The sequence below is a fragment of the Actinomadura verrucosospora genome, assembly GCF_039540335.1.
Classification (GTDB): domain Bacteria; phylum Actinomycetota; class Actinomycetes; order Streptosporangiales; family Streptosporangiaceae; genus Spirillospora; species Spirillospora verrucosospora.
On sequence record NZ_BAABEV010000002.1, the window covers coordinates 294,928 to 321,383 of the forward strand.

Below are 26,456 nucleotides of genomic sequence, written 5' to 3' on the forward strand. Positions count from 1 at the left end.
ATGACGGCAACAGGTACAGGACGGCTCGACGGCCTGGTCGCGCTGGTGACCGGCGGCGGAAGCGGCATCGGCCGGGCCATCGTCGACCGCTACGTCGCCGAGGGAGCGCGTGTGGGCGTTCTCGAACGCGACCCCGGGCGGGCCGCGGCGCTCGCCCGCGATCACGGTGACCGGGTCACGGTCGAGATCGGAGACGTCAGGGAGCCCGAAGCCCACGCCGCGTCGGTGACCCGAACACTCGACGTCCACGGCCGCTTGGACGCCTACGTCGCCAACGCTGGCGTGTACGACTACTCGACCCGCTTCGAGGACCTCGGCGAGGACCGGGTCGCGGCGGGTTTCGCCGAGCTGTTCGAGACGAACGTTCTCGGCTACATGCTCGGCGCAAGTGCGGCACTTCCGGCACTGCGCGACAGCGGCGGATGCCTCATCTTCACGGTCTCCTCCAGCGGCTTGTACGCGGGCGGCGGTGGGGCACTGTACGTCGCGTCCAAGCACGCGGTGGTCGGGCTGGTCCGGCAGCTCGCCCACGAACTGGCCCCGGACGTCCGGGTGAACGGCGTCGCCCCAGGTGCGACGCTGACGGCACTCGGCGGGCTGGCCGCCCTCGGCACCGCCGACCGGCGCCTGGACGCGGAACTGGACGGGCTCGACCGGCACATCCCGCTCGGCTTCGTCAGCGACCCCGCCGACCACGCCGGCCTGTACGTCCTTCTCGCCGACCCGCGTGACTCCCGCTTCATGACGGGAGCCATCCTGCCGAGCGACGGCGGGCTCGAAGTCCGCGGTGCGGCACGTCGACCGAAAGGCGCCCGATGAACCCGAAGCTGACGGTATCGCTCGGGCTGTGGCAGGACAGGCCCGCACGCGAAGCCCTGGAAACGGCCGCCCTCGCCGACGAGCTCCGCTTTCCGGAACTGTGGATCGGCGAGATGGCCACGTACGACGCGTTCGCCCTCGCGGTCGCGGTGGCCGCCCGGACGTCCTCGATCATGCTGACGCCCGGGCCGCTGCCGGTCGCCGTCCGCGACCCGATGATGATCGCGATGGCGGTGGCGTCACTCGCCGATCTGACCGGTCGCGTCGCCGGCGTCGCGATCGGCACCTCCAGCCCGCACGTCGTGGAGCGCTGGCACGGCCGCGAACGGCGGGATCCTCCCACCGCGCTCGCCGAGTCCGCCGAGGTCCTGCGGCACCTGCTCGCCGGAGAGCGGGCCGGCTTCGAAGGCAGAACCGTTCGCGTCCAGGACTACCGGCTTCGGCTGCCGGCACCCCGCAGTCCCATCACGATCGCGGCGTTCGGGGCGGCGGCGGTCCGCGCGGCCGCCCGGCACGCCGACCGCATGGTGGTCAGCCTGGTCACGGCGGACTCGGCGGGACGGCTCGCGGCGCGGCTCCGATCCGAGTCCGATGCGGCCGGCACCAGCGCACCACCGGTGGCGGCGTGGGTGCCGGTGGCCGTGGACGGTGGCGCGCAGGCACGTGAGCAGGTCCGCCGGGCCGTCGTCGGCTATCTCGCCGCGCCCGGATACGCGCAGATGTTCGAGGAGGCCGGCTTCGGCGACGTGGTCGCCTTGGCGCGCAGCCGCCCCCATCCGTCCGAGTTGCTCGCCGCCGTCCCGGACGAATTGGTCCACGTGGTGGCGGCGCTCGGCGGGCCGGAGGAGGTCGCGGCGCGGCTCGCGTCCTACGCCGTCGACGAGATCGCCGTCCTGCCGTGCTGCACCGATGAGGACCCGGCAGGCGAGCACACCCTGCGCACTCTGGCCGCCTGGACCGGACCGTGAACCGGCACGTCCCCTGCAGGATCGTCATCGTGGGCGGCGGCCTCGCCGGGCACACCGCCGCGACCACTCTTCGAGCCGAAGGCTACGACGGTGAGCTGATCCTGCTCACCGACGAGCCGTGCCCGCCCTATGACCGGCCACCGCTGTCGAAGGAACTGCTCGCTGGGACGGTCGACGACACCACGCTGCCCACAGCACACGACATCGAGGTGCGCACCGGCTCCCGTGCCCTTCGGCTCTACCCTGACGCCGTCGAAAGCACGACCGGCACCGACCCCTACGACGGGCTCATCATCGCGACGGGCAGTTCCCCCATCAGGCTCGCCGATCCGTCACCCCACGTCCACGAATTGCGCACCGCCCTCGACGCGCTGCGCCTGCGCGAAGCTCTGCGCACCGCCTCCTCGGTCGCGGTCGTCGGCGCGGGCTGGATCGGCAACGAGGTCGCCACCCGCGCCGCCGCGCTGAACCTCAAGGTCACCGTGATCGACGCCGCGTCCGCCCCGCTCGCGCGGGCGATGCCCGCCCCACTCGCGGAACACTTCGTCCCCTGGTACGCCGACCGGGGGATCGACCTGCGCTTGGACACCCCGGTTGACGGGGCGGACGAACGCGGCGTGCGTCTGGCGGACGGCGGGCGCGTCGACGCCGATCTCGTCGTCATGGGTATCGGCGCACGCCCGGCCACCGGCTGGCTCCACGGCAGCGGTGTTCCGTTGGCTCCTGACGGCGCCGTCGAAGCCGACGCGACACTGCGTGCCGGCCCGGGCTCCGTCTTCGCCGTGGGGGACGCCGTCCGCTGGCCCTCCAGCTTGTTCGGTGACCGGCTCCGCGTCGAGCACTGGGACCACGCCGCAGCATCCGGCCGGACCGCCGCCCGAAATCTCCTCGGTCTCGGTGAGCCCTACGACCCGGTGCCCTACTTCTGGTCGGAGCAGCTTGGGCACCGGATCCAGTATGTGGGCCATCACCGTCCGGCGGACACGTTCGTCCTGCGTGGGAACCCCGCCGGTCGGGGCCCTTGGGCGGCCCTGTGGTTCCAGGGGCCGCGGCTGCGTGCCGCGCTCTCCATCGACGACCCGCGCACCGCGAGAGACGCGCGGCGCCTCATCGCCAGCCGAGTCCCCCTGTCTGCTGACCGGGCCGCCGACCCGGACGTCCGGCTGAACGAAACCGCCTTGTAATCACAGAAGACCAGTCGATCAAGGCCGAGGGAAGTCGATCGGGGAGCCACTCACCTGCGGAAACGTCAGGGAAGTCGTGCCGGGTCCGGAGGGGGCCGACCACGGTGGCTCCCCGATCGGCTCCCATGCCTCCTCCCGTCCAGGAGGGTCCTACGGCGAGCAAGATCGGGTTCGAAGCCTCTGGCTTCGATGGTGTAGGTGCTTGTCAGCGCGTGTCGATGGAGTCTGTGATGTGGCGCGCCTCCTGTCATGTCCACCGTGAAGACGCCCTCGGCAAGGGGATCCCGGCGGTTCGACACCCCTACAGACAGGCGGGTGACCACGGCCAGATCAGCGAGCTCCTGTCAGCGCATGCGCACGCCCGAGCCACCTTCGTGCCTTCATGCTGGGACGCGGAGGGCGAGGAGAGCGACGTCGTCCTCGCCGCTGAGCTCCATGCGCTCCAGGAGTTGGTCGCACAGGTCGGACACGGGGAGCCGGGCCAGGTGGGCGCTGTGGCGGCGAAGGCCGGTGAGGCTGTCGGTCAGGTCGGTGCCGCGGGTCTCGATGAGGCCGTCGGTGTAGAGCAGCAGGGTGGACAGCGGCGGCAGTTCGCGAGTGCCGTCGGGGCGGCCACCGGTGAGGGTGGGGTTGCCGAGCAGCATTCCGTGCTCTTCGAGGAAGGTCGTGGCGCCGTCATGGGTGATCAGGAGCGGCGGGGGGTGGCCCGCGTTGCACCAGCGCAGTTGCCAGGATCCGGCGGTGGTCCTTTCGACGCGGGCGAACACGGCGGTGGCGAGTTCGGCGTCGCTGACGGCGTCCATCACCGCGTCCAGGCGCTCCAGGACGGTGCTCGGGGGCGCGGCGAGGTCCCAGGCCAGGGCCCTGAGCATGTTGCGGACCTGCGCCATGCGGGACGCCGCGTGCAGGTCGTGGCCCATGATGTCGCCGATGACCAGCCCGGTGGCGCCGTCGGCGAGGGGGAAGGCGTCGTACCAGTCGCCGCCGACCCAGCTGGCCAAGGCGGCGGGCAGGTACCGGGCCTGGAGTCGCAGGTCGTCCGGTTGGGGCAGAGGGGTGAGCAGGCTGCGCTGCATGGCTTCGGCGGTGTTCCGCTGGGCGGTGTACAGCCGGGCGTTGGCCAGGACGAGTCCGGTGCGGCGCGCGATGTCCTCCACGACGAGCCGGTCGTCAGGACCGTAGCCGTGACCGGGGCGCGAGTAGCCCAGGGTCAGCGCGCCGTAGGTCTCGCCCCGGGCCGTCAGGGGGGTGATGATCACGTTGTGGGCGTCCATGGTCTGGAAGAGCTCGTGCTGCGCGGCGGTGAGCGGCTCGTCGGAGTACGGCTGGGCGGCGTCGCCGCTGATGACCATGGTCGGGGCGCCGTGCAGCACTCGTGCGAGGGGGCCGCGCGGGGACCGGGGGAGTGGCGGCAGTGGCCCTTCCAGGAGAGCGGTGTCGGCGGGGGAGATCTCACGGTGGGTCGCGGCCACCCGCTCGACGCGTCCGTCGGGGAGGAGAAGGTCGACCTCCGCCCAGTCACCGAGCGCGGGGACCGCGATCCGGACCAGCCGATGCAGCACCTCGTTCTCGTCCAGGGTGGACGACAGCACCGTGGTGATCTCGGCGACCAGAGCCAACCGGGAGTTGGCCCGCCGAGCCTGCACCATCCGGTCGTGCTGTTCCCGCTCGATCCGGAGCCGCTCGGCCGCGTCCTGCAGCACGATGACCGCTCCGGTCACCGTCCCGGCCTCGCGTTCCTCCGCGCCCGGCTCGTCGGCGTAGACCGGCGCGGATGACCAGGAGAGCGTCACCGAATGCCCGTCGCGGTGGGTGAAGGAGTCGCCGTCGGCGTGGTCGGGGACACCGGTCCGCAGCGTCCGGAGAATGCGGCAGTCCAGCCGCAGAGGGAGATCGCCCTCGGAGGCGCGGTGCAGGAACCGCTCCACCGGCCTTCCCAGCGCCTCTTCGGAGGAGTGCCCCAGCAGATGCCGGGCCCAGGGATTCCAAGCCGTGATCCTGCCGGACGCGCTGACGGCCACGATCGCCGAGTTCATCGCCTCGACCAGGCCGGCGGGGTCCGCCCCGCCCCGGTCGTGCGGCTGCCCGCTCATCTGCTCCTCCTGGTCGGACATCAGGATCCCTGCCCCTCGTGGCCACCGGAACACCTCGGTCCCGCAGGTGCATGGACCGATCTGCCGGCGGCCCGCTCCCCGGAGGCGTCCCCGGTACCGGTGCACCGCCCGGTCGCCTCCGCTCGGCCGGTTCAGGAGACGATCAGAGAGACGACGGCGACGACCGCGCAGACGGCGGCCAGCGCGATGGCCATGCCTGCGGCGAGGCCCTTCACCAGCGCGAGGTAGTCGTCTTTCATCGTCATCGGCTCGCCTCGGAGTTCGATGGACCTCTCGGCTGGCCGCCGGTGGGGGAGAGCGCTCGGCGAGAGATCACGGTTCCGCCCGATCAGTGAACGTCCCGCGTTGTCCGGTACAACCGGCCTGGCCGGACACGGTGCGCTCTGGCCGCCATGCCCGTGGCGTCCAGAGTCCCGGCGGTCATGCCGCGGCCTGGACCGCCGGGGTCGCCTGGACCACGAGTACGCGGTCCAGGCCCGTGAGGTGGAGGAGTTCGGTGAGTTGCCGGTTCGCGGCGCCGAGGCGGACGGTGATCCCGAGGCCTGCGGCGCGGTGCTGGATGCCGACCAGGACGGCGAGCCCGGCCTCGTCACAGGACGACACCTCGCCCAGGTCGAGTATCAGCAGCCGACCGCTGGGACGCAGCAATCCCATCAGGTGCTCGCGCAGCGCCGGCGCCGCGGAGGAGTTCAGGTGGCCGTGCAGCGCGACGATGGTGTGGCCGGGGCGCCGGCGGGCGGGTACTCGCCTCTCGACGGCCGTCGCGGCCGGGCCACCGGCAGCGGACGCGGCGCTCAGGGTGCTCATTGGTGATCTCCGATCACGGAACGCCCTGCCGGGCCCGGGAGGTGGGCGACGAGTGACACCGGATCGTGCGGCACGGGGGCGGGCGTAGACGTCACGGGAGGCGAGGATCTCACCGCAGCACATCGCCGGTCAGGGCCGCCGTCTGGGAACCTGTGCGAGTCGAACACTGTGCGGGCCATTTCGAGGCCCCGTTCTCGGTCCGTCGAAGACCGGATCGTGATCGCCGAAGACGGCGCCGGCATGGTGGCCCGCGCACGAAATGCCCTCGGTGCCACCGAGCCTACGCCACCGGGCACCCCCTGGACAGGCCGCCCTCACGCTGACCCCGGCGGAAACGGCGGACCCGGGGACGTTTCCCTGTCACTCTCCAAACCCGATCACCACAGATCAGGTTCGCGCAACGACCTTCATGGGCGGATCCGGCGGACGGCGAAGCGCCTGTCACGCCTGCACGACCACGATCAACGAGCCGGCCTACTCACGTGCCCAGGTCGCCCCAGTGACATGGGTTCAGCACCTGCGGGTGGGCCAGGGATCGCCTTAGAATTCGTCGGCGTCAAATCCTCACCACCAAAAAGGCGAAGAAAGAAATGCGCTGGCAACCGTTCCCGGGCGATCAGGCCGATTTAGCGCACTTCACCGGATCGAGCCGAGGGGCAGGTCCGCAAAAGCGGACCTGCCCCTCGGCTCGATCGTTCTCCGTGCGCGTTGTCAGAGCGCGCGGACCAGGTCGGCCTGCATGCCCTTGGGGCCGCGGATGGAGGTGAACTCCACCTTCTGGTCCTCTTCGAGGGTCCGGAAGCCGTCGCTTTCGATCACCGACTGGTGGACGAAGATGTCGGCGCTGCCGTCATCGGGGGCGATGAACCCGAAGCCCTTGTCGGGGTTGAACCACTTCACGGTTCCCTGAGTCATGGGATGTCTCCTTCGGACGGGTGCGGATCGACGCGGTCGCGTTGATCCGGGCTGCTGGCCGTACGCCCGTCTGGAGTGACCCAAAATGACGAAACGCCCGCTGTCGGAACTATGCGGGCGTTTCCACGTTCGCAAAACTCGACTACAACCATTGCTGCCCACACTACACCACAGCCACAGACCCCCAGCGATTTCCCGCATTCCACCGAGGTGGCGGCGGCCCCCGCACGGTGATGACGGGTTCTGGCGAGGTGATCGGACGTCTGAGACAGCCCGGACCCGTCCGGGTCAGATCGGGAGTCGGGCGCGTCCGCGGGCAGCGGTCTGGCGGACCCGGTGAGCGGCCCGATGGCGGCACGTTCGTCGGCGGTCGGCGGTATGCCGGCGCCACAGCCATACCCCCACCGCTGCGGCGGCGGCTGCGACGAACATCGCCGCCGCTCCGCGGCGGATCTTGAGCGGAGTCGGGCTCTGGTCGGCGGAGAGGCCGGGTAGACGAGAGGGGCCGACGGCTTCGGCCAGTTTGCCGATCCGGCCACGGAGTGCCTGGGCCGGTTGCCATGCGCGGCCGGCGGCGGGCTTAGCGTCCGGCCGGTCGGTGGGGACCGCGGTGTCGCTGTCCGTGTCTGCGGGGACGGGGGCGTTGGGGCTGGTTGCGGCTGTGCTCGGCGTGTTCTTGGTGGGGTCGGTGTCCATGGGGGTGGTTCCTTTCAGTGAGGGATCGGGGGCGAATCGTGGAGCTGAGGGGCGGGGCAGGTCAGTGGTCGATGGCGGGGCTGTCCGGCCGGCGCCAGACGAAGGTGCGGGTGTACCAGATGCCAGGGCCGTTGTGAGCGCGGCGGTGCCCGTAGACGATGGCGATGATGTGGCGGCAATCTTCTTCGGCGAGGGTGCCGTCATCGGCTTCAGGCCGCTCGGGTCCGCGTTGTATCTGGATCAGGAGCAGGCGGTCGGTTGGGCGTAGTTCGAGACACAGTTCGATCTGGCCGGCTACGCAGTCGACCGGGCGGGCGGCCAGTTTCCGGATCGAGGACGCCGCCTGCCAGGCCAGGCTGTCGGCGGCGGCGCCCAGATCCCACTGCCTGAGCGCGGTGCGGATCACTCGACGGGTCCGGGCAGCCGCCCAGCGCGTGCCGGGCAGGTGCCATCGACCAGCGTGCACCACCGGTTGGGGGCCGTCGGCGGAGTCGTCGGACCTGCTGGTCACAAGTCCGCTGTCACAGCACGGGTCCTGACGCCGAGGGGCGCGAGTCCGGCGTTCAGGTAGCGGCCCGGCTCGGGCCGGCCGCAGGGACGGGACGGCGGCACCGCCGCGGATGTGCGATGGGCGACCGGTCCACGCATTGGGGGTCGGGGCGTGTCGCTGGGGTCCTCGCCGGGGCGATCTGGGTCACGGGCAGGATCCTGACAATGGAGCACATCTTTTCTGGCGGAGTTGGGGCCGCGCGACGGGTCAACCCCAGGGGCGGAGATGTCGTCGTTTCCGGATATGCTCACTCTATCAGCGACTTCTGATATTGGCTAATATCAGAAGTGAAGTCCGACGGGAGTTCCTGAGCTCGAGGGGGAAGTGGTGGCAGGTCGCCGTCAGCAGGTACCCGACGCCTACCTCGGCGTCCACACCGACTACGCCGCCGCCCTGGCCGACACGGCGCTGGACGCTGCCACCCGCCGTGCCTACGACTCCCGCGTCCGGGTGTTCCTGGCCTGGCTACAGGACGCTGCGAACCTTGCCGACGGTGACCCCCTGACCGACCCGCAGGTGCGCGACCTCAGCGCTCGCGACTACAAGACCTACCTCAAGACCGTCCTAGGCCGCTCAGACAACACCGTCAACGCCCACCTCACCGCGCTGGACCGCTTCTACGAACACCTCGGACTGGGCAAGGCCGGCGTGAGCCGCACCCGCACTCCTCGCCGAGCCCCCCGCGCTCTGACGACCCCCCAGCAGCAGCGGTACCTGGGCGCGGTCCAGCGCCGCGCTCTGGCCCGCGATCGGGTGATCGGACGGCTGCTGCTCTACTGCGGACTGCGCGTCTCCGAGCTGGTCGCCCTGGACACCGGTGACGTGCCACTGTCGGCACGCCAGGCCAGGGTCGGTGTCCGTTCCGCCGAGAATGAGATCTCCCGCGAGGTCCCGCTAACCGACGCCGCAACATGCGACACCGTCGCATCCTGGAAGAGCGAACGAGCCGCCTGGCCCGGCGCCGACACCCCCGCCCTGCTGCTCAACCGCCGGGGCGGGCGCCTGTCGGCGCGGGCCGTCGATCAGATCCTCGACGAGATCGCCCTTGACGCCGGCCTGACCGACCAGGACGGCAATCCGACCGTCTCAGCACACGTCCTGCGGCACACCTTTGCCACCAACCTGCTGCACGCCGGAGCAGACATCGTCAGCGTCGCCGAACTACTCGGCCACACCCGCCTGGACACCACCCGGCGCTATACCCAGCCCGGATAGCGCCCACCCGCACCGACCTCCAAGGCGCCAGCGAACCCCACCCTTTCTAGGTCGCTGGCGATCCACATTCTGGACCGAAACTGGCCCGGGGTCCTTGTCGCCGACGATGCTGGCATCTTTATTGGCCTAGAAGCATTGAAAAAAGACATAATGGAAACGATTTATCGGGGCACCCCGCTCCGGACGCCGCCGACCCGAGAACCGGACTGCCTAGACCTGGATACGTTTATGTATGGGATGCCGGTCGCGTTGTCGGCCCGGGGGGCGGGCCTTGCTAATGGTGGTGGCGATCTGACGCGGATCACGGTAGTCCCCAATAATGGTAGGGTGGTTACTGCCTTTCCGCCTAAATGCTATGGGGCAGACCACGAGGGCTCCCTGGTTGGCTCCCCAAACCCCGCCTAAGAGGCTTCTACTATGAGCAAGATGACGGTCCGAGGCCTCTTCGTCCCGGATGGAACGCGGGTGTTCGTCCGTGCGTATCGATGGAGTTCTGGAGGCAGCACGCCAACTGCCAAGGTCCTGGCCGGCCACCTTTCATGGTCAGCCAAGGTCGGCGGCTGCTACGGGTGGAGGACGGCTTTGATGACACCGTCCTCGCGGCGATCGAAGGCCGCGTACAGGGCCGGGGCCTGCTCCAGGTCCACGTGGTGGGTGACGACGAACCCGGGGCGGGCGATCCCGGAGGTGACCAGGTCGCGTAGCGGTACGGTGTAGCGGCGGTCGTGCGTGCGGCCGGTCCCTATCGTCACTCCTTTGCCCCACAGAGTTCCCCAGGGCAGGCGCAGTGCACCGTCGGCGCTGCCTTCCGGGGCGGGGTGCAGGTCCTTGCCGGCATAGAGGCCGATGATGCCCAGATGGCCGGTCTGGTTGATCAGGCGGGCCAGATCGGCGAGGACCTGGGTCGGCTTCTCCTTGGAGAAGTCTGCTCGGTCGCGGGCCTGGAAGCCCACTGCGTCAATGCCGCAGTCGACGCCGTCCAGCGGTTCCTCGCCGCGCGGCAGCCCGGTGCTGCGCCGGTGGTCGCGGATCTGCTCGACGGGGTCGCCGTCGGCGGTGTTCACCGGTATGGCGCCCGCTTCGACCGCCTTGTCCAGCCGCTCGGGTATGCGATCCACCACGAAGACCTCGGCGGCGCCGCGCAGCCGCGCGCTGTAGGCGGCCAGCAGGCCGATGGTGCCGGCGCCGAACACCGCCACCGTGCGTCCGGGGCGGACCTGGGCGAGTTCGGTGGCGTGCCAGCCGGTCACGAACGCGTCGGCCAGGGTGACGAAGTCGTCCTCGCGTTCGTCGCCGGGCTCGCCGGGCAGTGGCACGCAGTTGGCGTCGGCGTACGGGACGCGCAGCTGGTCGGCTTGGGCGCCGGTGTAGTGGCCCATTCCGGCGTACCCGTAGGCCGCGCCGAAGCCTCCGGGGCGTACGCGCAGGCAGGCTGCCGACAGGCCGCGTGCGCAGTTGGCGCACAGGCCGCAGAACAGATGTGTCGGCAGGACGACCCGGTCCCCGGCGTTGATCGTCTGGACCCCGGGCCCGGTCTCCGCGACCGTGCCGAGCGCCTCGTGCCCCAGAACCAGGCCCGGGTCGGCGCCGGTCCGGCCGTCGTACATGTGCAGGTCGGTGCCGCAGATCGCGCTGGAGGTGATGCGCACGAGCACGTCCGTCGGCTCCTCGATCCGGGCGTCAGGTACCTGCTTGACCTCGACCTCCCGGTCGCCTTGGAACACCACCGCTCTCATCTGCGTCTCCTTCCGGTCTACCGCGCGGCGCCGAGATAGGCGAGGGGAGCGACCACGGCTGCTTGGACAGCGGTGTCCAGCGTGGGCTGGATGACGGGGGCGAACGCGGCGCTGTGGTTGGCCGGGATGTCGGTGGCCACAGTTCCCCTCCTGGCGGCCGAGGCGTACCGGTCGGGATCCACGCCGCCGAACCCCCAGAAAGTGATCGGAACTCCGAACGCCTTGGGGATCTGACTGAAATCCTCGCTGGCCGTTTGCAGGGGGAGCGGCCGGGCCCGGTCGCCGAAGAAGTCGTCGAACGCGGCGGCGACTTTGCGGGTGGTGCCGGAGTCATTGACGGTGGGCGGGAAACTGCCGAAGTGCTCGATGTCGGGGGGCTTGGGCGCGCCGGACGCCGAGCACTCGGCGGTGGCGATCCGTTCGATGGCGTCCCTGATCTGGTCGCGCGTACCTTCGTCGTAGGTGCGGACGTTCAGCTGAATCTCGGCCGAGTCGGGGATGTTGTTGGGGTTGGAGCCGGCGTGGATGCTGCCCACGGTGAGCACCGCCGGGATCAGCGGGCCCAGTTCGCGGGAGACGACCGTCTGCAGCCGGACGACGAGCATCGAGGCCATCACCACCGGGTCGATGCCCATGTTCGGGGCCGAACCATGAGCGGACCGGCCGTGGACGGTGATTCGGTAGTTGTCCGCCGCTGACAATGCCGACCCTGACCGGGTGAGTACCTGCCCCGCCGGATATGGCAGCACATGCTGGGCCAGGCACACGTCGGGCCGGGGGACCTGGTCGGTGAGCCCGTCCTCGACCATGGCGTCGGCGCCGTCACCGGGCTCCTCGGCGGGCTGGAACAGCACGGTGTAGGTGCCTTTCCAGGCGTCCTTGGCCTTGGCCATCAGTTGTGCCGCGCCGAGCAGGGCGGCCACATGGGTGTCGTGCCCGCAGGCGTGCATGACAGGCCGCCCGTCCCCGTCGGTGACCGTGCTGGCGTACGGCAGGCCCGTCTCCTCCTTGATCGGAAGGGCGTTCATGTCGGCGCGGAAGAGCACATGCCGGCCCTCCCCGTTGTCCAGCACGCCGACCACGCCGGTGCCGCCAATCCGATCGTGCACCTGGTATCCCCAGGAGTTCAGGCGTTCGGCTACCAGGGCGGACGTCCGCGTCTCCTGATGCCCGAGTTCGGGGTGGGCATGGAGATCCCGGTAGAGAGACTCCAGATCAGACCTGATGTCGTCCAGCCCGGACAGCACCCGCCCGGCGCTCCCGGTTGCAGTGACCATCGCCCTTCCTCTCACCCGAAAAGGTGACGCTCTGCATGCTTACCGTTATGGGGGCCTAAACGCGCCAAACAGCCGCAAACGTTCGACAAGGCCGCCGGTCGCCCGCCTCTGGCTCCGGCCGGTGATCCTTAAGATCGCCGTGTGGGGATCGCGACGATCACGACGGTGCTCGACCTGATCGGGGTGTTCATCAACGGGCTGCTCGGGGGCGCGGTGGCGCGCAAGCGCGACCTGGACCTCTTCGGGTACCTCTCGATCGGGCTGGTGTCCGGGCTGGGCGGTGGTCTGATCCGCGACACGCTTCTGCAGCACGGGCCGCCGGACGCCCTCACCAACGCCTTCTACATTCCCACCGCGCTCGTCGGCGGAATGCTGGCCTTCCTGCTCCAGTTCACTGAGCAGGACTGGAACCGGGTGTTCTACCTGCTGGACGCCATCGCGCTCAGCGTGTGGGCCATCACGGGGGCGCAGAAGACCCTGGACGTCGGGCTCGGCTGGCTCCCCGCGCTCCTGCTGGGGACCATCACGGCGGTCGGTGGCGGCGCTGTCCGGGACCTGCTTCTCCAGCGCGTCCCGGCGGTGTTCGGCGGCAATGCCCTCTACGCCTCTGTCGCGCTCGTGGTCGCCGGGATCCAGGTTGCCTGCTCCGGGCTCGGCGCCCCCGTCGCCGGAACGGTCGCGGGGGTCGTGACCGGCACCGCCCTGCGGGTGATCGCCTACCGGCGGGGCTGGGCACTGCCCGAGGGAACGACCTGGGAGCCACGCGACGTCCTCGGCAAGGTCACCCGCCACGACCGGCGCGACCCCGACCACCGACCACCCAACGCCGAGTAAGCCCTGACGAGCAGGAGGCCGTCGGCGCACCGTGTCACCCGCACGAACGCTCCCACTCACGGCCCCGCCCGGCAGCGAGAACTCAGACACCGCACCAGTCTCCGTTACTGCTTCCTAGCAACAGAACGTTCCTTATCGCTACGACGCTCCACTCGTGGGACGCCACGCACAGGGTGCGGCCTTCCCGGCGGCGACGGCGCATCTGACATCGGCTGAGGCTTCTGCCGACGGCAGACTTGGCTCCGGACTTCTCCCACGCCTTGCAGTCGTTGCGGTTCCCGGCGGGCGGCCGGCCGACCACGACGACCGGGCGGGTTTCGGCGTCGATGACGACCATTAGTGCGCCAGTACGCCGCGACCAGCGTGCCCGGTCCTCCAGCGGAAGGCTCCACGGCCGGCCCTTGCGGACGGCGCGTCCGAACCCTCGTGCCGCAGAACCGTCACCAGTTCGCCGAACTGCCGCGGGCTCAGCCCGGTGAACGGGACTGTCCAGGACGGCTCCGACGCCTTGATCACCAGCCACACGGTCCGCGTGATGCCGAACAGAAATTGATGGTGCGGCACGGCTCTGGCGTCAAGAATCACCGGATGCATGAAGTGAAGCTGTCCGACGGGATCATCACTCTGTCCCCCCTGCGCCTGGACGATGCGGAGGCGCACCTCGCAGGGGAGGACGAGCTGCTCGTTCGCTGGCTCAACGGCGGCCCAGGCACGCGACAGGGCATCGAGGCGTACCTCCGGCACTGCCGGGAGCAGTGGGACACCGCCGGACCACTCCGCGCGTTCGGCATCCGGACGGGTCCCGACGAGGTGCTCGTGGGCACGATTGACTTGCGATTCGCAGGAGAGGGTCTGGCGCCCGGCCAGGTGAATGTCGCCTACGGCCTCTATCCGTCCTGGCGGGGGCGTGGCCTGGCTACCCGCGCGGTCCTGTTGGCCTCCCAGTACGCGGCGAGTGAGGGCGCTGCGGAGGCGGTAATCCAAGTGGAGCCGCGGAATCCCGCATCTGCCGCAGTCGCACAGCGGGCAGGGTTCACCCCCGGCAAGCCGACACACAGCAGCGACGGCACAAGGTTCGACCGGTACAGCCGGGACCTGCACGCCGCCACCCGGTGACGACCAACAGTTACGGGACAGCCCTTAGCAGTACGACCAGATGGTCAAGTACGCCACCGCGCTGCGGCTGGGCACGGCCGAGGCCGAGTAGGTGCTGCGCCGCTTCACCCAGGGTCCCACCTACAAGGCCATCGAGGAACTCGGCAAGGCGGTCAGGAGGGTGTTCGTCGCCGAGTACGTCGCCTCCCCGGAGCTGCGCCGGGAGGTCCACGAGGGACTGCAGGTCGTGGAGAACTGGAACTCTGCCAAAACGACCTGTTCTCCGTCAGCGCCGGCACCATCCCGCGCAGCGACAAGGACCACCAGGAAGTCTCCATGCTCAGCCTGCACCTGCTCCAGTCCGCGCTGTAGATCTCCGGAGGGCGCGGTCGACCTTGAACCCCTGACGAATCACGGTTGGCCGCGACGATGAGTTCTCCGCCCGCCCGTGGTCTCTCCTGGAAGAACGGCATGATCGACGAGGCGGAGTCGAAATGGGCAAGGTTGTTGCGCAGGCATCGGTGTCTCTGGACGGGTTCATCGCGGGGCCGGGCGGTTCGGGATTCGACCGCCTGTTCGCGTGGTGCACCGCTGGGGAGGTGGCGACGCCGTCGGCGCAACCCGACCGGCTCACGTACCGCACCTCGGCCGGGTCAGCGGGCTATCTGCGCGACACGATGGCGCGCACCGGGGCCTTGGTGGTCGGCCGGGGCCAGTTCGATCTGACCGGTGGATGGGGCGGGTCGCATCCGATCGGGGACGTGCCCGTGTTCGTGGTGACCCACCGGCCACCGGAGGGCTGGGTGAATACCGTCACCCCGTTCACCTTCGTCACCGATGGCGTCGAGTCGGCGATCCGGCAGGCGGTCGCGGCCGCCGGCGCGCGCGATGTCGGCGTCGGCCCGGGGAGCCTGGTCGGCCAGGCCCTGGACCTGGGGCTGCTGAACGAGTTGCGGCTGGACCTGGTGCCGGTCGTGCTCGGCGGCGGTGTACGCATGCTGGACGGCGTCGGGGCGGCGCCGGTCGACTTCGGCGACCCCGAGGTGATCGTCGGCGCCGGGGTGACACACCTGATCTACCGGCGTTCCGTTCCCGCCACCTGATCTGTTTCCTGCCTGGAGTGTGCGTGATGACGCAGATGAAGTTCGAACTCGTACCGGTGCCGGTCGCCGATGTGGACCGCGCCAAGGCCTTCTACACCGACAGGCTCGGGTTCGCGGTCGACGTGGACGTCGAACCCGTGGCGGGAACGCGGATCGTGCAGCTGACCCCACCGGGGTCGGCATGCTCGATCTTGTTGAGCACCGGACTCCCGGGCATCGCGGAGATGACGCCGGGCTCATTGCGCAGTCTGCATCTGGTGGTCGCCGACGCGCGCGTCGCCCGCGCCGAACTCGCCGCGAAGGGAGTCGACGTGGGTGAGGTCGACGAGCACGAGGGCGCCATGCTGTTCGTGCCGTTCGCGGACCCCGACGGCAACACCTGGCTGCTCCAGGAGATGCCGTGGCGCTCCGCCGACTTCACGCCCTGACCGCCTGCGGCAGGGCCGACAAGCTTGGCCTCCCACGCCGGTTACGGCTGGGCCGGGCGGTGCGCTGGCTGCCAGGCCGAACACCTCGCCCCTGCCGCGGCCGGGCAAAGCGGCGCTGAGGACAGCGCCGGGTAAGAAAGTGGCGGGTGGCGCAGGTCACCGGGTGGTGTGAGGCGGTCGGTCAGGATGCCACGCGCCAGCTCGGCGATCTGGCCACCTTGCAATCGGAGGCGGCGCATATGCGGACGTTGGCGGTCCGCTGCCAGCTGGCCGACGCGGTACGCAAGCCGCAGGGCGCGGCCGAGGAGTTCCGGCAGGCCCGGATCCTCGTCCAGTCCCCAGTGTCGACCGGCCGCGCGAACACATAGCACAGGCCCGCCGCCGTCGCGTGATCCCAAGATGCGGGAACCGGCGCCGCGCCCCTGGTGGTCAGGACCGCGGGTGGCCGGGCCCCGGTGGTCGGGACCCGGTCAGGGCACGGCGGAGATCGCAGTGTCCAGGCCGCGGGCTACGACGATCTCGGCGTTGCCGTCGGCCAGGCGGTAGCGAAGGCCCACCACTGCGGCCTGCCCGGCGGTGACCTTGTCGGCGAGTGCCCGGGAGCGGTCCAGCAGCAGGTCGACGGTGTGCCGTACGTGCTCGGCCAGGATCTGTTCCGGCTCGGCTCGTCCGGCAGCGCGGGCGGCCAGCACGCTGGGCGTCACCCGCTCGACAACATCCCGGACGTACCCGGCCGGTGGCATGCCGTGCTCCAGCGCGGCGCACGCCGCGCCGACCGCGCCGCACGAGTCGTGACCCAGCACCACCACCAGCGGGCAGCCCAGAACTTCCACACCGTACTCGATGCTGCCCAGTACCTCCGGCCCCATCACCTGGCCAGCGGTACGCACCACGAACAGGTCGCCAAGACCCCGGTCGAAGATGATCTCGGCCGCCAACCGGGAATCGGAACACCCGAACAGCACCGCGAAGGGCTGCTGGGCCGGGGCGACCTGGCTGCGGCGGGCGGCGTCCTGGTTCGGGTGCTCGACGGTACCCGCGACGAAACGCCGGTTGCCGGCCAGCAGCAAATCCAAGGCCTCGCGGGGCGTCGGGTTCGTGATCTCGGTCATGGCCGCAGCCTATGAGCCGGTCACAGCCGCCGCATCTCTGCCCTGCGCCCTGGGGTGTTGCGGCCCTGAGTCCCCGCGCGACACCCTCCCCGGGTCAACAGAGACCTGGTCTCACGGCGGCTCGGGCAACAGGATCGGCTGAACCGTCCGGCAGCGACGCCTCGACCTCCTCGCCGCGAACGCGGCGGCAGAGCCTGCTGCCCCGTCGAGCGCTGCCGCCGGCGCGGGGGGCGAGTGGACCCCGGTCCCTGACACTTCATGGTGTTCGCTGCGGTCCAGGGCCGCCTTCGTGTTCGAGCTTCGCACGGTCTCGGGGCTGAGAAGTTCTGACCTCACTTCAGGGCCGGGCGGGCGCTCCCCAGCGGGACGGGGAATGGGAGAGCCTTGGGCCCGCCCCAGGTGCGCCATCCGCTGATGGTCCTGGGCGCGGTGTCGGCGCACGCGTTTCCGCGGGTTGAGGAACCTGCGGAACCGGGGTGCCGATGACGAGGATGTGCGTCGTTCGCCGACCGCCCACGGCACCGCTGCGGTTCCATAATGACCATGATGCGAAGAAGGTCATCGGCCGCCGTCGTCGCCGTTGGTGTCGCTGTCGTGTTCGCCGCTCTCTCGTCCTGTTCCTCTGCTTCCCCGAACGGGTCTCCCGCCAAGGGCCAGCCCGCCAGATCCGGTTCCGGGTCACCGGCACCCGATCCCACGCCGACCGGGCCGTGCGCTGATGGGACGTGCGAGATCAAGGTCGCCGTGGGCGACGTTGTGACAGTGCCGGGAAAGTACGGCCTCGGGCCGATCGAGGTGACGGCGATCACCGGCCGCGCGGTCGAGATGGTCGCGCCGCTGACGGGGTCCGGCTACAGCATTTCGGGCTGTTCCGGTGGCGGCGGCGTTTCGTCGCAGGGCGGCGACGTCCGGCTGAGCTGCGAGAAGGGAACCACCGCGACCATCAACAACGCCATGAGCCTGGAAGTCGCCGAGATCCTCGACACCGCCGCCGTCCTGCGTATCGAACCCACCGGGTGAACGCTGGAACCAGGTCTGGAACCAGCTCACACCCAACCGGCGCAGCCAGATACAACCAGCCACATATAGGACCTCAAGGAGCATCCCTCGACCGAGTGCCTCCCCAGATCGCATGCACGTAGGCGGCGATCTGCCGGAAGGTACTCAGCCTTGTACCAACCGCCGGTAGGCGTCACTCCCCACCAGCATGACGAGGTGGGGCATATGGCAGTGGAACAGATTCATATCGCTCAGGACGTCTACGACAAGCTCGGTGAGCGGGCGTTGAGGAGATCGCTCGATAGCTTTGGCCGGTGGACCGTCAGACGTGCGGTTTTAACAATCGCTTGCCGTCGACCGAGCACGCCTCCTCTTCATCATCAGGTGACTTCTCCGGCGCGCTGGTGCTGATTACCGTCTCTGGCGAACGTGAAAGACGGCACCGCCGGGGCGCCAGCCACATCGGGTCAGATACTCAGCGCTCGGCTTGATACGGCTTGAACACTGACTGGCTGGAGGACATGACGGAAGCCTCATCGCGGGCTCGTCGGTTGTTCCTGGGTGGGCAGTCGATGTCTCTGCTCGGTGATGGCTGCGCGGTGCTCGCTGTGCCGCTGCTGGTCCTGCAGTTGACCCGTGACCCGTTGGCGGCGGGTCTGGCGGCCGCGCCGCGCGGGATCGGCTATCTGCTGGTCGGACTCCCCGCGGGGCCGATCGTGGACCGGCTGAATCCGTGGGCGGTGCTGGTGGCCATGGATGTGCTCCGCGCCTGGGTCTTCGTGATCCTTCCCGCGTTGGTGTGGTTGAGGGCTGCCCCGTTGGGGGGCGTGCTGGCCCTGGCGTTCGTAGGCGGGGCCGCCACGGTGTTCTTCGACGCCGCGTTGACCGTCGCCGTGAAGGACCTGTTCCCGGCCGAGGGGTTGCTGAGGGCCAACTCGACATTGGAGAGCGCCGACCGGACATCGCAGATGGTGGGCCCGGCCATCGTTGCTCTGCTCGCCACCTGGATCGGTGCCGAAACCGCATTGCTGATCAACGCAGCGACCTTCGCGGTGTCGCTCGCCACCCTGGTGCCGCTGCTGATCGAGGTGAGGGCAGGGCGGACGCGGGGCGATGACGCCTGGAATGCGCGGTCGGCCGGTCGTCTGGCGCCCGGCAGGGCTGGTCGGGCCCGGGTGACACCGAGGTCGGTTCGCCTGATGCTCCGCAGGCTCGGTGAGGATCTTCGGGAGGGCCTGCGGTTCATCGTCGGCTTTCGCCCGCTGCTGGCCCTCACCATCGTTCAGACCCTGGTCAACCTCTGCCTGGCGGTGGACACCCTGATCGTCTACTTCGCCCGCGTGCAGCTGGGCCTTCCGACGCCGCTGGTCGCCGCCGTGATCACGGCGGGCGGGGTCGGCGGGATCGCCGGGGCGGTCACCGCTCCGTTCATCGCGGCGCGGCTGGGGGCGCTGCCCTCGATCAGCCTGTGCATCCTGCTGGCGGCCGGCTCCCTGCTGGTCATGGGAGCCAGCACCGGGTGGGCACCCCTGCTGGTCGCCAACGCCGTGCAGATGTGGGCGGTGTCGATCGCCAGCGTGATCAACCGCAGCACCCGGCAGCGCTGGATTCCCCGCGAGCTTCTCGGGCGGGTCACGACAGCAGCACGAGCGCTGTTCGTCGCGGCGACCCCTGTCGGTGCCGCTGTCACCGGCGCGGTGACCAAGGCGTCCGGCCACGACCCACGCCCGGCCTTCCTGGGCGCCGGCCTGCTGATCGGCGTCATCATCGGCTGCGGCTGGTTCGGCGCGCTCCGGCGATACGACCTTCCGGCTGCAGTACCCGACTCCTGAGGCACCGGTCCGCTTCGCACGAAGGCCTGCGGGCATCTCAACACGCGGCTTCTGGCTCCTGAGGAATCACCGCTCAATGCGGGCTTGATTGTGGCCGCGAAAAGCAGCAACGCTTGTTCGCTGGTTTGGGCGACGGGCGCCAGTGAACCAGGGCAGAGATGCCGATGAGATCTGGTGACGGTGTATCGCCGTTGGCCAGCCGGTTGCTGCTCAAGCCCCGACCTGCGACCTGGGCATCGTGGCCGGGCACCGCCCAGTCGACAGGCCGCGGCACGGGTCGCGCCGCCGCGACCGGTCGCGGTCAGCCCGCAACGTTGGTAACCCTTGGCTGGGCGGCCTCTTCTGGGTTGGTCCCGGCGGCCCGGACACGTCCCACCAAGAACATGGAGAGCGGTCGTGGCCTCCGGGGGTCTGACACTGGTGGAACGAGGCTCGGCCAAGCTCGCGGCCCTCGTCGGCACCCTCCGCTAGCATCCCCGGATGATCTTCTCGGATGCCGAACACCCGGCCGATCGCATCCTCACCGACCCCGCCCGGCTGGTGCACGACGACCCTGATGAGATCCTCTCGCTCCTCTCCCATGCACGCAGCGGCCCCGCCCGCTTGGCTGCGGCGGTTTACCGCACTTCCCTGCAACGCCACCGCCGGGTCGACCCCGCGCGGCGCGCCCAGGCGCTCTCGCTCGACGCTGCGCGCTGGGGCTCCGACGACCTCGCGCGTGCCCTGGCCGCAGTGCCGGTAGCCTCCGGGCACGAAGGCGCAACCGTCGACTGGAACACCGGGATGCCGCCTAACGACCGCCTGATCCGGCGGTTCTCCGGCCGCACCGACCGCGTGTCCGCGATGGCGACCGCGGTCCTCGACGGCCGGCCCGTCGTCGTCACCGGCAGCTACATCAACGAGAACGTGCGCGTGTGGGACCTCGCCACCGGCACCGAATCGAGCGAACCCATGGCCGCCAACCCCACCGCCCTCGCCACCACGGTGCTGGACGGTCGTCCCGTCGTCGTCACCGGCGAGCTGCGGGGCGGCATCCGCAGATTCGACCTGGCCACCGGTGCCGAGATCGGCACCGCGATGCCCGCGCACGACTGCGCCCACGCGATCGTCATCACGCGGCTCGACGGGTGCCCCGTAGCGGTGAGTTGCGCCTACGCGCCCGACGCCGTGCAGGTGTGGGACCTCGCCCGGGGAACGCGCATTGGCGAGCCGCTCGACGGCCACACCGAGCTGATCGAAGGTGCGGACCTGGCCGAGGTCGACGGACGCACGGTGCTGGTCACCTCCAGCATCGATCGCACGGTGCGGCTGTGGGACCTCGCCCGCGGCACGCAGATCGGCGAGTCTCTCGACTGCTACGGCAGTGCCGTGGCGACGACCGTCCTGAATGGCCGCGCGGTGGCGGTTACCGGCGGCGGGCCCGACCAGGGGCTGCTCATCTGGGACCTCGCCGACCGCATTCCCATCGGCGCGCCCCTGCACGGCCATCAACTGCGCCCCGCCGACATCGCCATCACAGAGGCCGACGGGCGACCGGTCGCCGTCAGTGCCGGTTACGACCGCACCGTGCGGCTGTGGGACCTCGCCGAGGGCCTCCAGCTTGGGGACGCCCTCACCGACCACACCGACGCAGTGACTTGCGTTGCCGTCACGAACCTGGACGGGCGCCCCGTCGCCGTCACCGCGAGCCGCGACGACACCATGCTGCTGTGGGACGTCTCCCTGCAGGGCCCCGCCCGGCCGCGACCGGAAGCGCGAGAGGACCGCCCGGCCTGGCGCCTGGATTGGGCCACGGGCTCCGGCCTCAGCGAGCGCGCGCTCATGTCGATCCCCGGCAAGACTCACGCGCTGGCGGCCGGTTCCCTCCACGGCGATCCCATCGTGGTGTCCGCCAGCGATCGCGAACTGCGGGTGCTCGACCCCGCCACGGGGGAACGGCTCGGCAAGCCCATGACCGGCCATGGCGAGCGGGTGACCGCAGTGGCGGCCACCAAGCTGGACGGGCGGGCCGTCGCGGTCAGCGCCTCCGCCGACAACACGGTGCGGCTGTGGGATCTCGCCGAAGGCGCCCTTATCGGTGAGCCGATGAAGGGGCACACCCGCACCGTGGAGACCGTGGCCGTCGTCGAGGTCGACGGGCGGGCCATCGCCGTCACCGGCGGACGCGACACGACGGTGCGGATGTGGGACCTCGTCAAGCGCACCCAGATCGGCGAGCCGATGACCGGCCACACGACCCCAGTCAACGCCATCGCCGTCACCGAACTGGACGGCCGCCCTGTCGCCCTCACCGCAGGCGGAGACTTCCCCCGCAAGGACACCGCCGTGCGGATCTGGGACCTGGCCAACCGCGAGCCGCTTGGCGCGCCCCTCGACGCCGGCACACGCGAAGTGTCGGCGATCGCCACGACGGTGCTCGATGGCCACCCCGTCGCCGTCGTTATGGCCCGAGACGATGACACCGTCGTGTGGGACCTGGCCACGCGCACCGAACTCTGCCGTCTGCCGACCGCGCGCCACCGCCCCCAGGCCGTCGCCGTCGCCCAGGTGGACGGGCGCGCCGTGGTCGTCATCGGCGACGGCACAGGCGAGGTCCTGGGCGGCACCGTGCGCTTGTGGGACCTCGCCACCGGCAAGCCGATCGGCGACCCCCTGGCCACCGACTCCACGACGGCTGTGGCCGTCGCCGAGATCGGCGGCCGACCGCTCGCGATCACCGGGGGAGCCGGCTCCGTGCGCGTGTGGGACCTGTCCCCGAATCCGCCGATCCCGGCCCGTCCACGCACGGGCCACCTCGGCGGCCTGGTCGCCGCCGGGTTGACCGAGATCGGTGGCCGCCCGGTCGTGGTGACCGGCGCCTACCGCTCGGGTACGGTGCGGACCTGGGACCTCGACGAGGGCGAACGCGTCGGCGCCCCGATCGACGTGGGCTATCTCAGCGACATGGCGGTCACCGAAGTCGATGGCCGCCCCGCTGTCGTCATCAGCCCGGACAACGACTTCGGCGCCTGGGACCTCGCCACCGGCGAAGAGCTGCTGCGCTACCCGACCGACCACGTCGCGGAGGTGCTCGCGATCGCGGTAGCGCACGACCGCGACCGTCAGCTGGTCATCACCGGGACCTACGACAACGCGGTCTCCGTCCACGTCCTGGGCAGCGGGGCACGGGCCGGCCGGCGCAGGACGACCCTGCACGGAGACCCCGTTCGCGCCGTCGCCGTCGCTGAGGACGACCAGGGCCGCCCGCTCGCGGTCACCGTGGGCGGCTCGGTGTCGGCCGAGGCCAACGTGTGGCAGGCGCGCAACGGCCGCCAGGTGTGCTGGGCGGACGCGGGCCACACCGACGACGTGAACGCCGTCGCCACGCTGCTCCTGAACGGCCGGAAGGTGGCGGTCACGGCGGGCCGCGACAAGGCGGTTCGCGTGTGGGGCGTCGACGACGGCAATGCCGTCCTGCCACCGCTGAGCGGCCACACCGGCATCGTCAACGCGGTGGCGGCGGCCATAGTCAACGGCAGGCCGACCGCGATTTCAGGCGGTGACGACCGTACCGTCCGGGTGTGGGACCTCACCGGTGGAAGCCCGGCCGGTGACGAGCTCGTCTTCCCGCACCCGGTGACGGCGCTCGCCCTCAGCCCTCAGGGGCGCATGGTCGTATGCTTCGGCGGCGACGTCGCGGTCTTCACCCAGTTTCCTGGAGGGGCACAGGGGTGAGCGGGCGAGGGGCCGGGGCCAGGCGGTGCCGAGCATGAGGGCGAGCAGCACGCCTCGGCCTCGGCACTGAGCTGGTGCGTCTGGGGAGATGAACGCCTCCACCGGCGCCCACCCGGCCTCCACCCGGATCTGCGGTCGGCGCTCGGCGACGTAACGCCCCACGATCCCGTGCGGGCACCTGCGCGCCATGCTCGCCGACGAGTCGATCGAAAATTCGCTGACGGTGTGGCGCTGCTTCCCCGGCGCGGTCAGATCGGCCCGCAGCATCGTATCGATCAGCGGCTTGTAGTGATCCAGCCGCGACGCCCGCGGGGCCATCTTCACGCGCGGCTGCGGCCATGGCCGACTCCAGTGCCTTCCGGACGGTCGGGTGGGACACCCCGTGCTTGCGCATCGCTCTGCGGACCGACAGGCCTGCCTTCACATCACGGCGGATGGCCGCGTCCAGGTCAGTCTTGGACGAAGACCGTTCTCACGGCACCAAGCCCTGAAGCCAACTCAATGCGGTCCTGCTGACCTCAGTGATGGCGGCTGCGCCTCACTTGGGATCCCGGCCCGCGATGCGCACCATCGCCGGTCACGGGTTATGGCGGCCGCGATGCCCAAGCCGGCAGTGGGCCTGTCACCGCGAGATCATGCACAACGGCCTGCCAGCCCATATGCATCGAAAAGCCACCGCACCCGCCGAGCCGCCTTCCTGACATGTCTGGGGGCCCCGCATACCGCCGGTACAGGAACGCGCTACTGGGCCGCGGGTCCAGGTCACGATCCATAGGACGAGAGGGACAAGGCCGCTCGGAGTTGCTCACACAACGCTTCCACCTCGGTCTCGCCTGGTACGGCCCCTTCATGGAACATCGCCATCTGAAGTGCTGGGCCGAACGCGTCGAACCGGGCCATGTCAGCCTTCACCGCGGGCTGGACCACGAAATGCAGGTGGCCCGGCACAGCATTCGCATGGGACCAGAGGCATACGTAGACCTGCTCCGGCTGGACGACCTTCGTCACCGCTGCGGCCACTCGCTGCAGCAACGGACCCAACGCCGCGCTCTCGACCACGTTCAACTCGGCGACATGGACGACGTGCCGCACCGGCTTGACCACCAGCGTCCCCAGGCCGAGCGGGCCCACCGAGTGCTCGACGACCCAACCCGACGACTCCGCCAGCCGACCTCCGGGAAGAGGGCGGACCCCTTCAAGAAGATCGCACGCGAGACACCCAGCGACAGGTTCCATAGAGGCCATCCTCCAGGCATCAGAGCGCAATCGCCGCAAGAGATTCGCGCCGGCCGGCGATTCCCCGAATCAGCTCACCCATCAAGACCGAGAAACCTCAGAAGCAGGAGGCAGTCGTATGCGACCGCTGACGAACGCTGAACTTGCCGAACTTCCTACCGTGGTCGACATCAGCACCGCCGCCCGAGCCCTCGGTCTCTCCCGCTCTTACGCCTACCAACTCGCCAAACAGGACCAGTTCCCCTGCAAGATCCTCCGCATCGGCATCTGCTATCGCGTCCCCACAGCCGCCCTTCAAGCGCTGCTCAGCTCCGACTAACCGGAGCGCGCCGCTCCTGGCAGCTCGCTTGAGGGAGCAAGAAAGTCGGTCGAACGCTGAGGGTGCGGAGCTGACCATCTCTGGGATGCCCGTCCGGCCCGCCGGGATGGCGTGAGCTGTGGGCCGGAGGGAGCCGGGTTTGTGGATCCGGCCCTCCGGTTGGGCGGTCGCTGGCCTGAGTGCCACTGCGTCTGTGGCGCGCTGAAGGCCTGACGATCGGCGCGGCCGGGTTGAACACGGAGGAGAGGGCGCGGGGCGGTGCTCGGATCTTCTGGTCCTGTGTGAACCGTCCGGGTGCCGGGAGAGACGGCCGGGTTCGCTAACGAACGGCTAACAAACGATCAAGAGGCCGGTTCTCCATGGTGGAGAAACGGCCTCTGAGCTGGTACTTCCTGTCGGGACGGCGGATTAGAATGCACGACCCCTTGACCCCCTGGCACAGCAGATCAGTCGATCAAGGTCGATGGAAGTCGATCGGGGAGCCTCTCACCTGCAGAAACACCCTAGGGTAGTCGCGGTGGGTCCGGGGGAGTCCACCAATGGTGGCTCCCCATTTGGCTCCCTTACGGCTCCCCGCAACCTGGAAGGCGCTCAACGACGGGCAAGATCATATTCGGCGGCGGAGGCTGCTGCAGCGTCAGTCGCTCTTGGTTCGTGTCGATGAAGAGGACTGCCGGACTGCCGTCTCTCACCTGGATGAACACGGATGTCGGCGGAGGGCTCCCGGCAGCTCGACACCCTGCGAACCAAGAGGTCGTAACAGAATCAGCGGACGAGGCGTCGCCAGCAGATGGCTGCGGCGAGGGTCATGAACGCCTCGTGGATGTCGTCGCGGATCTCCCAGCGGATGCGTAAGCGGCGGAACCACTGCAGCAGGCCGATGGTGCGCTCGACGACGTAACGGTGGACGCCCAGCCCGGACCCGTGCGGGGCGCCGCGTCAGGCGATGACCGGCTTGATGCCCTTGGCCCCCACCAGGCGGCGGTATTTGTCGTGCTCGTAGCCGCGGTCGGCCAGCAGCCGCCCGGGTCTTCGCCGAGGCCGGCCGACCCGGCCTCGGACGGGCGGCACCCTGTTCAGCAGCGGCATCAACTGGGTGACGTCGTTGCGGTTGCCGCCGGTCAGCGGCAGGGCGAGCGGGGTGCCGTGCCTGTCGGTGAGCAGGTGGTGCTTGGAGCCCGGTCGGCCGCGATTGGCCGGGCTCGGCCCGTTTCTAGGCCGCCCTTCAAAGCCCGCACGTGGGAGCTGTCGATCATCGCCCTGGACCAATCCAGCTGCCCGGCGGCATGCAGCTCCTCCAGCAGCAGCCGGTGCAACCGCTCCCAGACGCCGGCCTGATGCCACTCGGCCAACCGCCGCCAGCACGTCATCCCCGACCCGAACCCCAGCTCCTGGGGCAGGGACTCCCACCGGATCCCGGTGTGCAGCACGAACAAGCTCCCGCACAGCACCTTGCGGTCGTCCAACCGCTTCCGTCCGGTGTGGCGCTTATGGTGCTCCATC

Annotated in this window: 23 protein-coding genes and 2 pseudogenes; 14 read left to right on the plus strand and 11 right to left on the minus strand. The window is 69.9% G+C overall.

What is annotated here, in order from left to right:
* From hcaB to ABD944_RS03730, 3 genes are read left to right on the plus strand one after another with little or no spacing between them, the layout of a single operon-like run.
* On the plus strand, nucleotides 1-819 hold the full coding sequence (gene hcaB, locus ABD944_RS03720) for a 3-(cis-5,6-dihydroxycyclohexa-1,3-dien-1-yl)propanoate dehydrogenase (RefSeq protein ID WP_345172373.1): 819 nt from the start codon (nucleotides 1-3) through the stop codon (nucleotides 817-819).
* Nucleotides 816-1,787 (plus strand): LLM class F420-dependent oxidoreductase, encoded by a 972-nt coding sequence (locus ABD944_RS03725; RefSeq protein WP_345172374.1) that lies wholly within the window; start codon nucleotides 816-818, stop codon nucleotides 1,785-1,787. Before hcaB ends, ABD944_RS03725 begins: the two co-directional genes overlap by 4 nt.
* Complete coding sequence (locus ABD944_RS03730; protein WP_345172376.1) at nucleotides 1,784-2,971, plus strand: NAD(P)/FAD-dependent oxidoreductase; 1,188 nt, start codon at nucleotides 1,784-1,786, stop codon at nucleotides 2,969-2,971. The genes ABD944_RS03725 and ABD944_RS03730 overlap by 4 nt, the downstream gene beginning before the upstream one ends.
* 380 nt (nucleotides 2,972-3,351) lie before the next feature.
* Here the strand turns inward: ABD944_RS03730 and ABD944_RS03735 are convergent, their stop codons facing one another.
* From ABD944_RS03735 to ABD944_RS03755, 5 genes are all read right to left on the minus strand, one after another.
* Nucleotides 3,352-5,085, minus strand: a complete 1,734-nt coding sequence (locus ABD944_RS03735; protein ID WP_345172378.1) for a SpoIIE family protein phosphatase — start codon at nucleotides 5,083-5,085, stop codon at nucleotides 3,352-3,354.
* A gap of 420 nt (nucleotides 5,086-5,505) precedes the next feature.
* A complete protein-coding gene (locus ABD944_RS03740) occupies nucleotides 5,506-5,892 on the minus strand; it encodes an STAS domain-containing protein (protein WP_345172380.1) in 387 nt (128 codons plus the stop codon).
* Nucleotides 5,893-6,603: 711 nt separating this feature from the next.
* Nucleotides 6,604-6,807, minus strand: a complete 204-nt coding sequence (locus tag ABD944_RS03745; RefSeq protein ID WP_345172382.1) for a cold-shock protein — start codon at nucleotides 6,805-6,807, stop codon at nucleotides 6,604-6,606.
* Nucleotides 6,808-7,095: 288 nt separating this feature from the next.
* Nucleotides 7,096-7,503 carry a hypothetical protein gene (locus ABD944_RS03750; protein ID WP_345172384.1) on the minus strand — a complete coding sequence of 136 codons (408 nt, stop codon included), beginning with the start codon at nucleotides 7,501-7,503 and terminating at the stop codon, nucleotides 7,096-7,098.
* A gap of 61 nt (nucleotides 7,504-7,564) precedes the next feature.
* Nucleotides 7,565-7,909, minus strand: a complete 345-nt coding sequence (locus ABD944_RS03755) for a hypothetical protein (RefSeq protein ID WP_345172386.1) — start codon at nucleotides 7,907-7,909, stop codon at nucleotides 7,565-7,567.
* 471 nt (nucleotides 7,910-8,380) lie between these two features.
* Between ABD944_RS03755 and ABD944_RS03760 the strand changes: the two genes are divergently transcribed.
* Nucleotides 8,381-9,268: a tyrosine-type recombinase/integrase gene (locus ABD944_RS03760; RefSeq protein WP_345172388.1), complete on the plus strand. Its 888-nt coding sequence runs from the start codon at nucleotides 8,381-8,383 to the stop codon at nucleotides 9,266-9,268.
* A gap of 563 nt (nucleotides 9,269-9,831) precedes the next feature.
* Here ABD944_RS03760 and ABD944_RS03765 read toward each other — a convergent pair.
* Entirely contained in the window at nucleotides 9,832-11,004 is a 1,173-nt protein-coding gene (locus ABD944_RS03765) for a glutathione-independent formaldehyde dehydrogenase (protein WP_345172390.1), read from the minus strand.
* 17 nt (nucleotides 11,005-11,021) lie between these two features.
* Nucleotides 11,022-12,281 carry an amidohydrolase gene (locus ABD944_RS03770; RefSeq protein ID WP_345172392.1) on the minus strand — a complete coding sequence of 420 codons (1,260 nt, stop codon included), beginning with the start codon at nucleotides 12,279-12,281 and terminating at the stop codon, nucleotides 11,022-11,024.
* A 141-nt stretch (nucleotides 12,282-12,422) separates the two neighbouring features.
* Here ABD944_RS03770 and ABD944_RS03775 point away from each other — a divergent pair, with 141 nt between their 5' ends.
* The gene (locus tag ABD944_RS03775) at nucleotides 12,423-13,115 is read left to right on the plus strand and encodes a trimeric intracellular cation channel family protein (protein WP_345172393.1); all 693 of its coding nucleotides are present in this window, start codon (nucleotides 12,423-12,425) and stop codon (nucleotides 13,113-13,115) included.
* 211 nt (nucleotides 13,116-13,326) lie between these two features.
* On the opposite strand, the pseudogene ABD944_RS03780 reads toward ABD944_RS03775, so the two are convergent.
* A pseudogene (locus ABD944_RS03780) lies at nucleotides 13,327-13,640 on the minus strand (IS5/IS1182 family transposase); the annotation flags it as partial.
* A 63-nt stretch (nucleotides 13,641-13,703) separates the two neighbouring features.
* Between ABD944_RS03780 and ABD944_RS03785 the strand changes: the two are divergent.
* The 5 genes from ABD944_RS03785 (at nucleotide 13,704) to ABD944_RS03805 (ending at nucleotide 16,109) form a co-directional block, all read left to right on the plus strand.
* Nucleotides 13,704-14,231: a GNAT family N-acetyltransferase gene (locus ABD944_RS03785; RefSeq protein WP_345172395.1), complete on the plus strand. Its 528-nt coding sequence runs from the start codon at nucleotides 13,704-13,706 to the stop codon at nucleotides 14,229-14,231.
* Nucleotides 14,232-14,391: 160 nt separating this feature from the next.
* Nucleotides 14,392-14,643, plus strand: a complete 252-nt coding sequence (locus tag ABD944_RS03790; protein WP_345172508.1) for a Tn3 family transposase — start codon at nucleotides 14,392-14,394, stop codon at nucleotides 14,641-14,643.
* 61 nt (nucleotides 14,644-14,704) lie between these two features.
* Entirely contained in the window at nucleotides 14,705-15,313 is a 609-nt protein-coding gene (locus ABD944_RS03795; protein ID WP_345172397.1) for a dihydrofolate reductase family protein, read from the plus strand.
* A gap of 26 nt (nucleotides 15,314-15,339) precedes the next feature.
* Entirely contained in the window at nucleotides 15,340-15,741 is a 402-nt protein-coding gene (locus tag ABD944_RS03800; RefSeq protein WP_345172399.1) for a VOC family protein, read from the plus strand.
* 146 nt (nucleotides 15,742-15,887) lie between these two features.
* Complete coding sequence (locus ABD944_RS03805) at nucleotides 15,888-16,109, plus strand: hypothetical protein (RefSeq protein ID WP_345172401.1); 222 nt, start codon at nucleotides 15,888-15,890, stop codon at nucleotides 16,107-16,109.
* A 102-nt stretch (nucleotides 16,110-16,211) separates the two neighbouring features.
* Here the strand turns inward: ABD944_RS03805 and ABD944_RS03810 are convergent, their stop codons facing one another.
* Nucleotides 16,212-16,853: a carbonic anhydrase gene (locus ABD944_RS03810; RefSeq protein WP_345172403.1), complete on the minus strand. Its 642-nt coding sequence runs from the start codon at nucleotides 16,851-16,853 to the stop codon at nucleotides 16,212-16,214.
* Nucleotides 16,854-17,597: 744 nt separating this feature from the next.
* Here ABD944_RS03810 and ABD944_RS03815 point away from each other — a divergent pair.
* From ABD944_RS03815 to ABD944_RS03825, 3 genes are all read left to right on the plus strand, one after another.
* Complete coding sequence (locus ABD944_RS03815) at nucleotides 17,598-17,873, plus strand: hypothetical protein (protein ID WP_345172405.1); 276 nt, start codon at nucleotides 17,598-17,600, stop codon at nucleotides 17,871-17,873.
* A 476-nt stretch (nucleotides 17,874-18,349) separates the two neighbouring features.
* Nucleotides 18,350-19,684: an MFS transporter gene (locus tag ABD944_RS03820; protein WP_345172407.1), complete on the plus strand. Its 1,335-nt coding sequence runs from the start codon at nucleotides 18,350-18,352 to the stop codon at nucleotides 19,682-19,684.
* A 480-nt stretch (nucleotides 19,685-20,164) separates the two neighbouring features.
* Nucleotides 20,165-23,398, plus strand: coding sequence for a WD40 repeat domain-containing protein (locus ABD944_RS03825; RefSeq protein WP_345172409.1), 3,234 nt, complete (start codon nucleotides 20,165-20,167; stop codon nucleotides 23,396-23,398).
* Nucleotides 23,399-24,160: 762 nt separating this feature from the next.
* Here the strand turns inward: ABD944_RS03825 and ABD944_RS03830 are convergent.
* Nucleotides 24,161-24,634 carry an HIT family protein gene (locus ABD944_RS03830; RefSeq protein ID WP_345172411.1) on the minus strand — a complete coding sequence of 158 codons (474 nt, stop codon included), beginning with the start codon at nucleotides 24,632-24,634 and terminating at the stop codon, nucleotides 24,161-24,163.
* 118 nt (nucleotides 24,635-24,752) lie between these two features.
* On the opposite strand from ABD944_RS03830, the gene ABD944_RS03835 reads away from it, so the two are divergent.
* Nucleotides 24,753-24,953: a helix-turn-helix transcriptional regulator gene (locus ABD944_RS03835; protein WP_089316822.1), complete on the plus strand. Its 201-nt coding sequence runs from the start codon at nucleotides 24,753-24,755 to the stop codon at nucleotides 24,951-24,953.
* Between the two features lie 765 nt (nucleotides 24,954-25,718).
* Here the strand turns inward: ABD944_RS03835 and ABD944_RS03840 are convergent.
* Nucleotides 25,719-26,455 (minus strand): annotated as a pseudogene (locus ABD944_RS03840) (IS5 family transposase).
* Nucleotide 26,456 lies beyond the last annotated feature (1 nt).

Bases quoted from the DNA above. Each gene is read 5' to 3' on its own strand.
- hcaB (WP_345172373.1), top strand. From the start codon at position 1: ATGACGGCAACAGGTACAGGACGGCTCGACGGCCTGGTCGCGCTGGTG.
- ABD944_RS03725 (WP_345172374.1), top strand. From the start codon at position 816: ATGAACCCGAAGCTGACGGTATCGCTCGGGCTGTGGCAGGACAGGCCC.
- ABD944_RS03735 (WP_345172378.1), bottom strand. From the start codon at position 5,085: ATGTCCGACCAGGAGGAGCAGATGAGCGGGCAGCCGCACGACCGGGGC.
- ABD944_RS03740 (WP_345172380.1), bottom strand. From the start codon at position 5,892: ATGAGCACCCTGAGCGCCGCGTCCGCTGCCGGTGGCCCGGCCGCGACG.
- ABD944_RS03745 (WP_345172382.1), bottom strand. From the start codon at position 6,807: ATGACTCAGGGAACCGTGAAGTGGTTCAACCCCGACAAGGGCTTCGGG.
- ABD944_RS03750 (WP_345172384.1), bottom strand. From the start codon at position 7,503: ATGGACACCGACCCCACCAAGAACACGCCGAGCACAGCCGCAACCAGC.
- ABD944_RS03765 (WP_345172390.1), bottom strand. From the start codon at position 11,004: ATGAGAGCGGTGGTGTTCCAAGGCGACCGGGAGGTCGAGGTCAAGCAG.
- ABD944_RS03770 (WP_345172392.1), bottom strand. From the start codon at position 12,281: ATGGTCACTGCAACCGGGAGCGCCGGGCGGGTGCTGTCCGGGCTGGAC.
- ABD944_RS03785 (WP_345172395.1), top strand. From the start codon at position 13,704: ATGCATGAAGTGAAGCTGTCCGACGGGATCATCACTCTGTCCCCCCTG.
- ABD944_RS03795 (WP_345172397.1), top strand. From the start codon at position 14,705: ATGGGCAAGGTTGTTGCGCAGGCATCGGTGTCTCTGGACGGGTTCATC.
- ABD944_RS03800 (WP_345172399.1), top strand. From the start codon at position 15,340: ATGACGCAGATGAAGTTCGAACTCGTACCGGTGCCGGTCGCCGATGTG.
- ABD944_RS03810 (WP_345172403.1), bottom strand. From the start codon at position 16,853: ATGACCGAGATCACGAACCCGACGCCCCGCGAGGCCTTGGATTTGCTG.
- ABD944_RS03825 (WP_345172409.1), top strand. From the start codon at position 20,165: ATGATCTTCTCGGATGCCGAACACCCGGCCGATCGCATCCTCACCGAC.
- ABD944_RS03830 (WP_345172411.1), bottom strand. From the start codon at position 24,634: ATGGAACCTGTCGCTGGGTGTCTCGCGTGCGATCTTCTTGAAGGGGTC.
- ABD944_RS03835 (WP_089316822.1), top strand. From the start codon at position 24,753: ATGCGACCGCTGACGAACGCTGAACTTGCCGAACTTCCTACCGTGGTC.